A 13,099-nucleotide genomic window follows, 5' to 3' on the forward strand; every position below is an offset into this window, starting at 1 on the left:
GGCGATGAGCGGAGAGAATTCGGTAGCGCCCGGCCATGCCCGGCGAGACCCCGCGTCAATCGGCGTGCTGCCTGAAATCGCAGCACGCGCCGAGGCGGCCATTGCGATCCGTCATGACCTGCACCGGCACCCGGAGCTGGCCTTCGAGGAGCACCGCACCAGCGCCCGAGTGGCCGAACTGCTGCAGCAGTGGGGCTATGAGGTGACCACCGGGCTCGGTGGCACCGGCGTGGTCGGTACGCTGCAGCGCGGACAGGGCAGTCGTCGCCTCGGCCTGCGCGCCGACATCGATGCATTGCCGATCCACGAGGCGTCCGGGCTGGCCTATGCCAGCCAGAACGAAGGGCTGATGCATGCCTGCGGCCACGATGGGCATACCGCCATCCTGCTGTCCGCCGCGCACTACCTGGCCCATCACGGTGATATCGACGGCACCCTGCAGCTGGTGTTCCAGCCTGCAGAGGAGACGGGTTCGGGGGCGTCGAAGATGATTGCCGATGGCCTGTTCGAGCGCTTCCCGGTGGATGCGATTTACGGGCTGCATAACTGGCCGGGTGTGCCGGTGGGTCACTTCGGCTTCGTCGATGGCCCCGCGATGGCGTCGGTGGACTGGGCGCGGCTGAAGGTGATCGGCAAGGGCGGACACGGTGCCGAGCCGCAGGGCAGCGTGGATCCGATCCTGGTCGCCGCGCACATCATCACTGCGCTGCAGAGCGTGGTGGCGCGCAATGTCGATCCGCGGCAGATGGGCGTGGTCACTGTCGGCTCGATCCACGGCGGCCAGGCCGCCAATGTGATTCCGGACGTGGTCGAGCTGAAACTGACGGTGCGCGCCTACCTGCCGGAGGTACGCGACACCCTGCGGCGCCGGGTCACCGGGATTGCCGAGCAGACCGCTGCCGCGTTCGGTGCGCGCGCCGAGATCGAGTTCCCGCGCGGTTTCCCCAGCGTGATCAACCACCCGCAGCAGACTGCCTACATCCGCGAGGTGGCGCTGCAGGGCTTCGGCAGTGAACACGTAGTGCCCGAATTCGCGCCGCGCACCGCCAGCGAGGATTTCGCCTTCCTGCTGCAGGCGCGGCCGGGCAGTTTCGTGTTCGTCGGCAACGGCGACAGCGCGCCGCTGCACAGCCCGCGCTACGTGTTCAACGACGCCGCAATCGCACCCGCCGCCAGCCTGTGGGCACGGTTGGCCGAAGACTATCTGGTGAAGGACGTGGCATGAGCAGCAACGAACGCTTCTTCTACACCTCGGTGGATGATCCGCTGGCACGGCCTCTGTTCGATGGCCTGGAACAGGAGTACGACAGCCGCTACGCCGACGTGCGCCGACGCATCGGCGGCAGCGCCCGCGAGGAACTGCAGCGCTACCCGGTGCAGGCATTTGCCGCGCCGGTAGGGGCCTTCGTACTGTTGCTGCGCGACGGTCTGGCAATCTCCGGCGGCGCGTTCATGCCGCACCGTGATCCCGACACCGCCGAGTTCAAGCGTATCTGGACGCTGCCCGGGCTGCGCCGGCAGGGCATCGCCCGGCGCGTGCTGCAGGAACTGGAAGAGCAGGCGGCGCGCCAGGGCTATCGGCGCGTGTTCCTGACCACCGGCTTCCGCCAGCCTGAAGCGGTTGGCCTGTACCTCAGCCATGGTTACACCGCGCTGTTCGATCTGGATGCGGATCCCGAAACCATTGCGCACCTGCCGTTCGAAAAGCACCTGCGGGCAGCGACGCCTGTCGTTGCGCCTGCGCAGGCCCAGCTGCAAGGAGCCCACGCGTGAGCACGCCTTCGACCGCGCTGGATGGCATTGCAACCCGGCCCGCGCCAGCGCCCGCGTTGAAGATCGTGCCGGCCCGGCATCCGCTGCAGGTGTTCGGCACAGTACTGGCACTGGCGCTGATCCTGATCGGGCTGCAGTCCGTACTGGGTAATCCGCGCTGGGGCTGGGGCACCTTCGCTGAGTGGTTCTTCGCACGCCCGGTGCTCGAGGGCCTGGGCCGCACGCTGCTGCTGACCGCGCTCGGTACCGGTCTCGGTTTCGCACTGGGCACCTTGCTTGCGCTGGCCCGCGTCTCTGGTTCGCCGCTGCTGTCGGCGGTGTCGTGGGGCTACGTGTGGTTGTTCCGCTCGATCCCGCTGCTGGTGCTGTTGCTGCTGCTGAACAACCTGGGCTACCTGTACAGCACCATCGAGCTGGGCGTGCCGTTCACCGGCATCAGCCTGTTCTCGTACCCGACCACGCAGCTGATCGGTGTGTTCACCGCCGCGGTGCTGGGCCTGACCCTGAACCAGGCCGCGTTCTCGGCCGAGGTGATCCGCGGTGGCATCCTCTCGGTCGACCACGGCCAGTACGAGGCCGCGGCCGCACTCGGCCTGCCGCGCGGTCGCCAGGTGCGCCGCATCATCCTGCCGCAGGCGATGCGTTCGATCCTGCCGGCCGCGTTCAACGATGTGATCGGCCTGGCCAAGAGCACCTCGGTGGTCTACGTGCTGGCGCTGCCTGAGCTGTTCTACACCGTGCAGGTGATCTACCGCCGCAACCTGGAAGTGGTGCCGCTGCTGATGGTGGCCACGGTCTGGTACCTGGTGATCCTGACCGTGTTGTCGCTGCTGCAGCGGCGCGTGGAACAGCGCTTCGCGCGCGGCCAACTGCAGCGCGAGCGCTCGGTGTCGCGGGTGTCGTCACCGGTGCGGACATCCAGTGATGCCGCACCGCACGTAGTCAATCGCCCGCGCATCGCCGCGCAGGTTGAAGCGGGCGAGGGCGCTGCGGTGTCGCTGCATGGTGTGGGCAAGGTGTTCGGCGAGCAGCCGGTGCTGGAAGACGTGAACCTGGAGCTGCGCGCTGGAAGCGTGACGGTTCTGATCGGCCCGTCCGGCGCCGGCAAATCCACGCTGCTGCGGCTGATCAACCACCTGGAACGCGCCGACAGCGGCTATGTGACCGTGGGCGGCCAGCTGATCGGCTACCGCCGCGATGGCGACACCCTGTACGAACTGCCCGAGCGCGAGATCCGTCGCCGTCGTGCCGAAGTGGGCATGGTGTTCCAGGGCTTCAACCTGTTCCCGCACCTGACCGCATTGGAGAACATCATCGAGGCGCCAATCGCGGTGCGCGGTGTGCCGCGCGCGCAGGCCGAGCAGCAGGCGCGCACGCTGCTGGAGCGGGTCGGCCTGGCCGACAAGGCCGATGCCTTCCCGCGCCAGTTGTCCGGTGGCCAGCAGCAGCGCATCGCGATTGCCCGCGCGCTGGCGCTGCAGCCGAAGGTGCTGCTGTTCGACGAACCCACGTCGGCGCTGGATCCGGAACTGGTGGCCGAGGTGCTGAGCGTGATCGAAGAACTGGCCCGTTCGGGTACCACGCTGGTGATCGTCACCCATGAGCTGAGCTTCGCCCGCCGCGTGGCCGACCACGTGGTGATGATGGACCAGGGCCGGGTGATCGAGCAGGGCACGCCCGAGGCCCTGTTCGAGCGCCCGCGCCAGCAACGCACCGCCGATTTCCTGGCCAAGACCCTGTAACCCTCAAGGAATGCCATGAGCCCTGCAGCACCCCGTCGCCCCTCACGCAGCACCTTGTTGATCGCAGGCGTGCTGGTCATCGGCATCGCCGGCATCGTCTACTCGCGCGTGCGCCAGGCCCCGGATGCCGGCGCCGTGGCCGCGACCAGCCTGGCCCGCGCGAACACCGCCATCCTGAAGGGCACGCTCGACCCGAAGGCGCAGGCCCTGATTCCGGCTGGCTACCGCTTCGTCACGCCGGGGGCGTTCACCGTGGCGACTCATCCGGGGCAGCTGCCGCTGGCCGACTACGGCGCCGACAGCAAGGACGTGGTCGGCATCGAGCCGGACATCGCGCGCCTGATCGCCGATGCGCTGGGCCTGAAGCTGGTGATCGTGCCGGTGGCGTGGGCCGACTGGCCGCTGGGGCTGGAATCGGGCAAGTACGATGCGGTGCTGTCGAACGTGACGGTCACCGAGGAGCGAAAGAAGAAGTTCGATTTCTCCAGCTACCGTTACGACCTGCTGGGCATCTACACGCGCACTGATGGGCCGATCCAGAAGATCGAAAAGCCGGCCGACGTTGCCGGGCTGAAGGTGGTGGTCGGTGCCAGCACCAACCAGGACCAGATCCTGCGGCAGTGGGACCAGCAGAACATCGCTGCCGGCTTGAAGCCGGTGGAGTACCAGTACTTCGATGACGCGGTAGTCGGCCGGTTGGCGGTGATCACCGGGCGGGCCGATGTCTCGTTCGAGCCCAATGCCACCGGCGCGTACTCGGCACGCGACGGCAAGGTGCGGCGCGTGGGCCTGTTCCCCGGCGGCTGGCCGAACGCCGCGGCGATCTCGGCGACCACGCGCAAGGGGAGCGGCCTGGCCGACGCGGTGACGCAGGCGCTGAACACGCAGATTGCCAGTGGTACCTATGCGCAGGCGCTGAAGCGATGGAACGTGGCCGAGGAAGCTGTGCCGCAGTCGCAGACCAACCCGCCGGGATTGCCGACGCTGCAATGACACCGGGCGTGGCCCGGCGGGCCCCTGTAGACTGGCGCATGGTGATCGGCGACATGCAGTCGAGCAAGCTCGCCTCTACCAGCGCGCCTCCAGTGTTCTGAACGGCTTTGCCAGCCGCACACCCTCGGCATCGAAGTCGGAAACGCTATGCCCATCCACACGCACCGTCTTCGGCATGGTGCGCGCCGGCCACCAGACTTTCACTGCCGTCCCGCTGCGCAACCCCTTGCCCAGCGTGACCGTCAGTGTGCCGTCGCGCTGCCGCGCCTGCATCTGCAACGTGCCATACGCGGTCGGCAGCCGCTCCACCGCCAACCCATCGCCCGCCACCCACGACGGCGGCGTGCCCGGCAGCAATGACAATGCATCATCGTCTTCGCGCATCAGCATGCCGAACAGCGTGCGGCCGTACTCGGCACCAATCCAGGTATGCGGCATGTCGCCCAGGTAGCGGGGGAAACGCAGCCGCGAGTGCACGACCTCGGCCAGTACCTGCCACTCAAGCGGGCGCCGATCATGCAGCAGTCCCTGCAGCAGCTCATCGGCAACCTGCGGTTGGCCCAGGTGCACATAGCTCAGCACGTTGCGGATCTCATACGGCGTATAGGCGTACAGCGCATCGGGCTGGCTGCGCTTGCGCACATCCTCCAGATAACGCGCGAAGGTGGTCCGCAGTGCCTCGGCGGGCAGCACGCTCTGCGCACCGGTGGGGTCCAGTGCGATCGATACGCCGGTTGGATCGCCATCGCCCAGGTCGGCCGAGGAGGGAATGAAGTCGATGCCCTTCCACGCCATCGTCGCCCGGATAGAGGCGTGCAGCGCGTCGTAGAGCAGCGTGTACTGTTCGCGCGCCCAACGGGCGGTTTCATGGTCGCCCAGCGACTCGGCCAGCCACGCGCCGTCGTGCCAGCCCTTCAGTCCCCAGTAGTCATCCCAGTAGCTGTGGGTGGGCGACGGATATCCCTCATGGCTGATCGACGGCGCAAGGATGCCCGCGAAGCGCTCCGGCGCCGGCTGGTCGGCCTTGTAGCCGGGCACCAGCGTGCGCTCGCGTAGTTCCTGCAGGAACTGCAGCGCGGCCTTCACCTTGGGCAGGTAGGCACGCACCGATTCCGGTCCACCATCCAAGCGCGCGACATCGGCCACCAACGCGACGTACTGTCCTTGGCTGTCGTACTCGATGTCCGATCCAAAGCCGGTGTTGACACTGCCATCGTCGTTGAGGATCGGCGAGACCAGGCCGTTGGCATGCACGCCGTGTTCGCTGTACCAGGCCAGGTAGTCGCGCGCGACGCGTGCTTCGCCCATGCGCAGCAGCACCGCCGAGGTGGCCATGCCGTCGCGGATGAAGGAGCGGTTGTAGTTGCGGGGCCCGGGCTGCATGGCCGGGCCGGTCTGGTTGATCAGCATGTAGGCGGCCTGCGCGCGCAGCATGTCCACCAGCGAAGGATCGGGCAGGCGCAGGCCGACCTGGCCCAGCCGTGCCTGCCAGTCCGCGGACGCCTGCGTGGCCAGTGAATCGAACGCCGCATTGGCATCGCGGGGCAGCGTGGCCAGATCGAGCGCGGGCGCCTCGGGCAGTGCGCCCTTGCTATCGGCGGCGGCAGTACCCAGCGGGAACGCGACCACGATGGCATCGCTGGCGCCCGGTGCCAGTGATACACGGTAGTTGAGCGCGGTGGCGGCAAGACCCTGGTCATCACGCGCCTGTTGCGTGGAGGGCAGCTGGCCGGCAGCGAGGGTCGCGGTGATTTCCGTTGCGCCCTCCCTGCCAAACGGCGCCGCGCCGGACGCAGCCACCGGCGTGAGCGACTGCAGCAGCGTGCGTCCATTGATGCGCACGGCCTGTCCATCGATCGCCACATCGCGGATGGGTGACAGCCCGCCGTTCTGCCACGGTGGATTCATCTGCATCGGGCGCACGACCAGGCTGAGCGTGCCGTCGATCCTGGTGCCGCCGGTGTTGTGCAGGCGATGACGCAGGAAGGTCACCGGCTGGCCGTTGCGCTCGATGGCGAACACTTCACTGCGCAGCTCCAGGCCGGGTTGCGGTGACCAGGTAGCGGAGGGCATCGGCTTCCAGCCGTCCCGCAATGCATGCTGCACGTTCTGCCCGGCCGCACCCGCAGTGCTCCCATCGGCGCTGCGCCAGATCGGCTGCACCAGCGGCGCCCCTTTGAAGGCTTCCAGGTTGCCGTACTCGTCGAAGATCGATTTCTGTCGCCCGGCATGCACGCCGACGGCGGTCCAGTAAGTCTGCTGCATCTGCAGCGAGGCCGGGAACAACGCGCGCTGCGCACCACTGGCGGCAATCTGGTACTGCTTCATCGGTGTCATCACGGCTTTCGGGCCGAGCAGGCGCAGGCGTGCCACCTTTGGTGCAGATCCATCCACGCTCAGGCGGAATGCACGCACGGCCTGTGCGGCATTGGCGGCCAGCCAGCTCTGGCGGTGGCTGGCCGCCTGCGCATCGTGCGCGAGGTCCTGCCACCGGCCCTGTGCATCCTGAACCTGCAATCGGGCAGGGCCGCGGCTGCCATCAGCCCAGTCGATCACCAGACCAGCCGTCGATCGAGCCTGCGGCAGCGTGATCTCTAACGCATGGGATCCATTTGTCCCGGCCGGAATCGGGACGGTGCCGCCGCCTTGCCAGAGCGCCGCCGCCTGCGTTGCATCCACACCGCTGACGCGTGCGCTGAGCGTGCTGTCCAGCGGCTCCATCTCGAAGATCGACACGCCCCAGTCGGAAGTGCGCTGCGGACTGGCCAGCCGCAGATAGCGCGCCTGCCGCGGCGCGAAGTACAGCGTTTCCACATCGCCCAGTGAATCGGCCATCGTGTACGCGGTCTGCCACTGCGTGCCATCCAGTGAGGTCTGCAGCGAATAGCCTTCCGGATTGGAGACATCCCAGGTGAGGCGCGCGCCGGCCAGCAGGGTGGGTGCGCCCAGGTCGATCTGGAACCAGTGGCCGGGGCTGAAGGCGCCGCCGGTCACGGTCTTCGGGTCGCCGTCGATCAGGTGGCCGATCGCCATCGCCGGTACCTGTTGCGATGAACTGCTGGCCTGCCATTGGCTGCGCGGGGTGAGGGTCTGTGCCTGTGCGCTGGAGACCAGGGCGGCCAACAGCAGGGCCGCGGCAAGGCGCAACGGGAAAAGCGGGGTGGAGACCTTGGAGCGTTCGGCGCGCAACGTCATTACTGGCAGCCTCGCAGGATCGACCGGAATCGGGCGAGCGCTACGCTAGCAAGGGATGTAATCGGTTACATGACGCACTGCAATAGGTTGCGGATGATGGCCGGTCGCCTCGATCGCCGGTTTGAGTCACGATCACCATCAATGGGGTTGACGGATGTGGCTCTGGACGGCCGTCGACCAGGCCATACGCTATTGGTAGCGACCTCGAATCTGGAATGGATTGATGATGGAATTCAGTTTTACGCTGATGTACCGAGTGCCCGATATCGGGGAAGATCTCAGTGCATTTGAGCGATGTCTCGCAGAGTCGGGATGTGACGATGGGCTGCTGGGTAGTGGTTTGCCGGGTATCTTGGCGTTGCGATTCCAGAGAGAGGGAACGGTCGCAAACGATGTCGCGCGTGATACATGCGTGCAGGTCCAAAATGCGCTCCCGGAAGCCGAGTTGATAACCGTGCACTTCGATGTCAGCAATGCTGCCAGTATCTCTACTTGCGGTGCCTCCAGAGCTGGGCTTGTTTGACTTCCATGGAACACTTTTGAGAAGCAGCCGAGCATGGCTCGGCTCTACATAGTATCCGGCAGGTCAAGCGCCCCCCTGTTACAGCTCCACCGTCTCCCACCATCGCGTACCCGCCTGCGGCGCCTGCATGTCCAGCGCTTCGCCCATCATCGGCGTGGCCACCGGCACGTTCTTCGCGGCCGCCAATGCGGTGATGCGTTCGAACGGCTGCTGCCATGCGTGCAGGGCCAGATCGAAGGTGCCGTTATGGATCGGCAGCAGCCACTTGCCGTGCAGGTCCAGGTGCGCCTGCAGCGTCTGTTCCGGCTGCATGTGCACGAACGCCCAGCGCGGATCGTAGGCACCGGTCTCGATCATGGTCAGGTCGAACGGACCGTATTTTTCGCCGATGGCCTTGAAGCCATCGAAGTAGCCGGTGTCACCGCTGAAGAAAATGCGGAAATCATCGTCCTGGATCACCCATGACGCCCACAGGCTGCGATCACTGTCGCCCAGTCCGCGGCCGGAGAAATGCTGGCCGGGGGTGGCGGTCAGGCGCAGGCCGTTGGCCTCGGTCGATTGCCACCAGTCCAGCTGTTCGACCTTGCTGGCGTCCACGCCCCAGGCGATCAGCTGGTCGCCGACGCCGAGCGGTGCAATGAAGCGCGCGGTCTTGCCGGCCAGCTGCATCACCGCTGCGTGGTCGAGGTGGTCGTAGTGGTTGTGCGAGAGGATCACGCCGGCGATCGGCGGCAGATCGTCGATGCTGATCGGCGGCGCATGGAAGCGGGCCGGGCCCATCCACTGCACCGGCGAGGCGCGCTCGGAGAACACCGGGTCGGTCAGCCAGTACTGGCCGCGCAGCTTCAGCAGGATCGTAGAGTGCCCCAGCCGGAACAGGCTGCGGTCCGGCGCGGCGTCCAGTGTGGCGCGGTCCAGCGGCTGCACTGGAATCGGGTGCGCGGGCACGGTGCCCTTGGGTTTGTTGAAGAGGAACGTCCACCAGATCTCCAGGCCGTCGCGCAGGCCCATCGCTGGACGGGGCAGGGCATTGCGGAACTTGCCATCACGGTACTGCGGCGACTCGGGGAAGTCGGGGAGGGACCAGGACTTGCAGAAGGTGTAGGCGGTCACGGCAAGGATTCCAAGCAGGAGGATAAGGAGCAGGCGCTTCATGGGTGACGTCCGCTGAGTACACTGCACAGTGTAGTTTCGGGTTTTCCAAAAGTACACTACCAAGTGTAAAATGGAGGCATCCGTTCAGTTATCCGGTTCCCGCCATGCCCCGTGTCCCGCAACGCCTGACAGACCGCAAACGCGAAGCCATCGTGCGCGCGGCGGTGGAGGAGTTCCGTGCCTCGGGCTACGAGGCGACCAGCATGGACCGCATTGCCGAGGCGGCCGGGGTCTCCAAGCGCACCGTCTACAACCACTTCCCGAGCAAGGAAGCGCTGTTCTCGATGATCCTGGAGGAGCTGTGGGAGCGAAGCGTTGCCAGCGACACATTGCCGTACCGCGCCGACCAGCCGCTGCAGGCGCAGTTGCTGCAGTTGCTGGGGCAGAAGCTGGAATTGCTCAGTGATGCCAACTTCATCGATCTGGCGCGGGTGGCGATGGCCGAGATCATCCACTCACCGGAGCGTGCGCAGGCCATCGTCTGCCGCATGGGCGAGAAGGAAAGTGGCGAGAGTGCGTGGATCCGCGCGGCCATCGCTGACGGCCGGCTGCGCGAGGTCGATCCGGAGTTCGCCGGCCACCAGCTGCACGGGCTGGTGAAGAGCTTTGCGTTCTGGCCACAGGTGACGATGGGGCAGGCGCCGTTGAACGCAGAGGAGCGTGCACGCGTGGCCGAATCGGCGGTGGCGATGTTCCTCGGTTTCTACGCGGTCTAGCTGGCGGCGAAGCGGAGGAACTCGTCGGCCGGCAGCGCCGCCGAGTACAGATAGCCTTGGCCGACATCCACGCCCAGGGCCCGCAGCTTCTGCTCCTGCGCCAGGGTTTCGGTACCTTCGGCCACCACGATCGCGCCGCAGCGGTGCGCAACCTCGACGATGAAGCGCACGATCGACTGCGACTTGGCGTCGGACAGTGTGGCGATCAGCGCCTGTTCGATCTTGACCTCGGCGATGGCCAGCTGCGAGAGCAGGATCAGGGTTGAATAGCCAGCGCCGAAATCATCCAGCGACAGGGTGACCTCTGCCGCCAGCAGCTGTGCGATGTTGGCATCTACCACGTCGCGCTCGACGATCTCGGTCCATTCGACGATCTCCAGGCGCAACATCACGCCAGGCACATCGTGCAGCTGCAGCAGTTCCTGCAGGCGCAGGCCGAAGTCGGGCAGGCGCAGTGACTCGGCCGAAACGTTCACTGCGATCTTCAGTTGCGTGCCATCGCGTCGGCACTGCTGCAGGAAGTGGATGGCCGACTGCAGCGTGGCCCATTCCAGTTCAGCCAATCGCCCCTGCCGGCGCAGCAGGGAGATCACCCGCATCGGCGCGATCGGCCGGCCCTCGCCGTCGCGCATGCGCAGCAGTGCTTCGGCGCCGACCAGTTGGCGATCCTGCAGGCGATGCTTGGGCTGGTAGCACAGCGGTGCGTCGCCCTGCTGCAGCCAACGTTCGAGAGCGACTTCGATCAGGGCGTCGATCTCGCTGTCGCGCTGGATCGGGTCGTCGAAGAACACGACGCCGGATTCGATCGCACTCAGTGCAACGGTGATCGCACGGAACGGAAGATGTCCTTCGTCGGCATCTACGGGGGGCTTCAATTCGACTACCGCACAGCGGAACAGCGGCCGGAAACCGGGCCAATCGCGGCCGACCTGCTCGGCCAGGTTGCTGGCCAGCTCGGTGATCTGCGGTTGCGTGCGCAGTTCGGACAAGGCCAGGTCGCGCACCAGGATCGCCAGCGCGGCATCGCCGAACTGGTAGATCTCCAGTTGCGTGGCCGGCAGCGAGGGCAGCAGCCGATGTACTTCTTCGGTGCTGTCGCGCTGCCAGATACCGTTGTCCTGCAGCGGACCATAGCGCAGGCGCAGATCGCGCAGGTTGCCCATCTCGGCCACGATCAGGCAGGCCTTGCCGATGCCGTCGTTGTCGCGCCAGTAATGCTGCAGGCGTTCGCCGAGCGCACGCATGTTGGGCAGGCCACTGATCGGATCGATGCGCAGCCAGGCCTGTTCGCGCTGGCGTTGTGCATCGATCTGCGCATCGTTGTAGACCAGTGCGAACACCGCGCCGAGCATCAGCAGTGAGAGTGGCAGTGCCAGCAGGCGCTGGATTGCCAACTCCTCCACGGGCAGCTGATGGGCGCCGATGATTGCTACCCCCAGTGCCAGGCCCAACGCAGTGACGACGATACGAACGCCCCAGGCCTGCAGGATCAGGCGCAGCGAGAGTTCATTGAGCATGCGTGGGTGCAGGCGCCTGCGCAGCCAGACGCCGGCCAGCATCTGCAGCGTGGCCTCGAGGCCGGCAGGCAGGAAATACTGGGTGCCGGCGAACTGGTAGCGGGCCAGCAGGCTGGCGCCCAGGCAGGCCAGGCCACCGCGCCAGCCGCCGAGCAGGCCGCTGACCAGCAGGATGTCGAAACCCAGGTGGAGCTTGACCACGCCCTGGCTGTAGCGGGCCACGAACCAGGAATTGAACAGGTAGATCAGGCCCAGCGCCACGCCCACGTACAGGCGGCGGCCTTCAATGGCGTGGCCGGCGCGGCGGGTGGCGATCAGCAGCACGCCGATCATGCCGATCACCGCCGTGGCCTGCAGCAGGTACAGCGGCAGGCTGGGCAGGGCGCTGTCCAGGACCTGGGCCGAGACCCGTGAAAGCGCATCCATAGCAGGTTCCCGCCTGTGACCGACGGCCGGTGACGAGCAGCGTAGTCGCAGCAGCGCGCAGGTTCAATTGCAGCGGTCGTTTCCGGGAAGGAGGTGTTCGGCCATGAAATCCACGAACGCGCGTACACGCGGCTGCTGATGGCGATGGCTTGGCCAGAGGGCCCAGAAGGTGCTTCGCTCAGTGCTCCATGGGTCCAGGACGCTGACGAGCGAACCGCGGTCCAGCGCATCACGCGTGGCGAAGTCGGGCAGGCACGCAATGCCATGGCCATCGATGGCCATGTGCAGGATCGTCTCAAGATGATTAGCGGTCATTGCGGCAGTCAGCCGGGTTTCAGCGCCTCCCTCACGTGCGGGCAGTGGCCAGCGTTCGATCAGGCCGGTGCCGGGAAAGCGATGGAGAAGGCATGCGTGGCCGCTCAGCTCGTCCGGGTGCTGCGGCGTGCCGCGCTGGGCGAAGTACGCAGGGGCGCCCACGCACAGCAGGCGGGTACTGCCGAGGTTGCGGCCGTGCAGCCGGGAGTCGGCGGGGCTGCCTGTGCGGACGACGGCATCGAAGCCTTCCTCGATGACATCGACCAGGCGGTCGCTGAAGTGCAGGTCGAGTTCGATGGCGGGGAAGCGCTGCGCAAACGCCGAAAGCACCGGCAGCATCAGACCGCTGGCGAGTGGAAGACTGACCTTCAGGCGACCGCTGGGCGCGGCCTGGGCATCGGTCAGTTCGCGTTCTGCCGCAGCGACCTCGATCATGATGCGGCGGCAGCGTTCAAGGAACTGCTCGCCTTCGGCAGTCAGGCTGACGCTGCGGGTATTGCGATTCAGCAGGCGGGCACCCAGGCGCTCTTCCAGCCGGGCGATGGTCTTGCTTGCGGCCGAAGGGGTGATGCCACGCTGTCGTGCTGCGGCCGCGAAGCTGCGTGCCTCGGCGACCAGAACGAAGAGGCTGAGACCGGCAAAGCTGTCCATGACGTGACCATTGATGACGTTTGTGTCATTAAAGCATGGAGCGAATGACGGATTCTTACGCAATAGCGTCGTCGATAGCATCAATGCGGTGGC

Annotated in this window: 9 protein-coding genes; 5 read left to right on the forward strand and 4 right to left on the reverse strand. The window is 66.4% G+C overall.

The annotated features are described in order from the left end of the window. The first annotated feature begins 4 nt into the window (after positions 1-4). Genes AC5P6X_RS15930 through AC5P6X_RS15945 form a run of 4 tightly spaced genes read left to right on the forward strand, consistent with a single transcriptional unit; the run spans position 5 to position 4,508 of the window. Positions 5-1,225 carry a M20 aminoacylase family protein gene (locus AC5P6X_RS15930; RefSeq protein WP_329756752.1) on the forward strand — a complete coding sequence of 407 codons (1,221 nt, stop codon included), beginning with the start codon at positions 5-7 and terminating at the stop codon, positions 1,223-1,225. Continuing rightward, positions 1,222-1,773 carry a GNAT family N-acetyltransferase gene (locus tag AC5P6X_RS15935; RefSeq protein ID WP_169448700.1) on the forward strand — a complete coding sequence of 184 codons (552 nt, stop codon included), beginning with the start codon at positions 1,222-1,224 and terminating at the stop codon, positions 1,771-1,773. The genes AC5P6X_RS15930 and AC5P6X_RS15935 overlap by 4 nt, the downstream gene beginning before the upstream one ends. Continuing rightward, positions 1,770-3,515 carry an amino acid ABC transporter permease/ATP-binding protein gene (locus AC5P6X_RS15940; protein ID WP_329756755.1) on the forward strand — a complete coding sequence of 582 codons (1,746 nt, stop codon included), beginning with the start codon at positions 1,770-1,772 and terminating at the stop codon, positions 3,513-3,515. Before AC5P6X_RS15935 ends, AC5P6X_RS15940 begins: the two co-directional genes overlap by 4 nt. A 15-nt stretch (positions 3,516-3,530) precedes the next feature. After that, complete coding sequence (locus tag AC5P6X_RS15945; protein ID WP_329756756.1) at positions 3,531-4,508, forward strand: ABC transporter substrate-binding protein; 978 nt, start codon at positions 3,531-3,533, stop codon at positions 4,506-4,508. A gap of 75 nt (positions 4,509-4,583) precedes the next feature. On the opposite strand, the gene AC5P6X_RS15950 is transcribed toward AC5P6X_RS15945, so the two are convergent. Both AC5P6X_RS15950 and AC5P6X_RS15955 read right to left on the reverse strand, forming a co-directional pair. Next, positions 4,584-7,703, reverse strand: a complete 3,120-nt coding sequence (locus AC5P6X_RS15950; RefSeq protein WP_495215525.1) for a galactose-binding domain-containing protein — start codon at positions 7,701-7,703, stop codon at positions 4,584-4,586. A gap of 601 nt (positions 7,704-8,304) precedes the next feature. Next, positions 8,305-9,381 carry an MBL fold metallo-hydrolase gene (locus AC5P6X_RS15955; RefSeq protein WP_329756759.1) on the reverse strand — a complete coding sequence of 359 codons (1,077 nt, stop codon included), beginning with the start codon at positions 9,379-9,381 and terminating at the stop codon, positions 8,305-8,307. Between the two features lie 104 nt (positions 9,382-9,485). Between AC5P6X_RS15955 and AC5P6X_RS15960 the strand changes: the two genes are divergently transcribed. Next, on the forward strand, positions 9,486-10,097 hold the full coding sequence (locus AC5P6X_RS15960) for a TetR/AcrR family transcriptional regulator (protein WP_088436180.1): 612 nt from the start codon (positions 9,486-9,488) through the stop codon (positions 10,095-10,097). Here the strand turns inward: AC5P6X_RS15960 and AC5P6X_RS15965 are convergent. Both AC5P6X_RS15965 and AC5P6X_RS15970 read right to left on the reverse strand, forming a co-directional pair. Next, positions 10,094-12,040, reverse strand: coding sequence for an EAL domain-containing protein (locus AC5P6X_RS15965; protein ID WP_329756760.1), 1,947 nt, complete (start codon positions 12,038-12,040; stop codon positions 10,094-10,096). The genes AC5P6X_RS15960 and AC5P6X_RS15965 overlap by 4 nt on opposite strands. 63 nt (positions 12,041-12,103) lie before the next feature. Further along, complete coding sequence (locus AC5P6X_RS15970; RefSeq protein ID WP_425531784.1) at positions 12,104-13,087, reverse strand: LysR substrate-binding domain-containing protein; 984 nt, start codon at positions 13,085-13,087, stop codon at positions 12,104-12,106. Between the last annotated feature and the right edge of the window lie 12 nt (positions 13,088-13,099).

The sequence above is a fragment of the Stenotrophomonas sp. YJH_SMC_40 genome, assembly GCF_059368615.1.

What these genes read in the sequence shown, in the direction of transcription:
- AC5P6X_RS15965 (WP_329756760.1), bottom strand. Translation starts at nt 12,040, where the DNA reads ATGGATGCGCTTTCACGGGTCTCGGCCCAGGTCCTGGACAGCGCCCTG.
- AC5P6X_RS15955 (WP_329756759.1), bottom strand. Translation starts at nt 9,381, where the DNA reads ATGAAGCGCCTGCTCCTTATCCTCCTGCTTGGAATCCTTGCCGTGACC.
- AC5P6X_RS15945 (WP_329756756.1), top strand. Translation starts at nt 3,531, where the DNA reads ATGAGCCCTGCAGCACCCCGTCGCCCCTCACGCAGCACCTTGTTGATC.
- AC5P6X_RS15960 (WP_088436180.1), top strand. Translation starts at nt 9,486, where the DNA reads ATGCCCCGTGTCCCGCAACGCCTGACAGACCGCAAACGCGAAGCCATC.
- AC5P6X_RS15950 (WP_495215525.1), bottom strand. Translation starts at nt 7,703, where the DNA reads ATGACGTTGCGCGCCGAACGCTCCAAGGTCTCCACCCCGCTTTTCCCG.
- AC5P6X_RS15930 (WP_329756752.1), top strand. Translation starts at nt 5, where the DNA reads ATGAGCGGAGAGAATTCGGTAGCGCCCGGCCATGCCCGGCGAGACCCC.
- AC5P6X_RS15970 (WP_425531784.1), bottom strand. Translation starts at nt 13,087, where the DNA reads ATGCTATCGACGACGCTATTGCGTAAGAATCCGTCATTCGCTCCATGC.
- AC5P6X_RS15935 (WP_169448700.1), top strand. Translation starts at nt 1,222, where the DNA reads ATGAGCAGCAACGAACGCTTCTTCTACACCTCGGTGGATGATCCGCTG.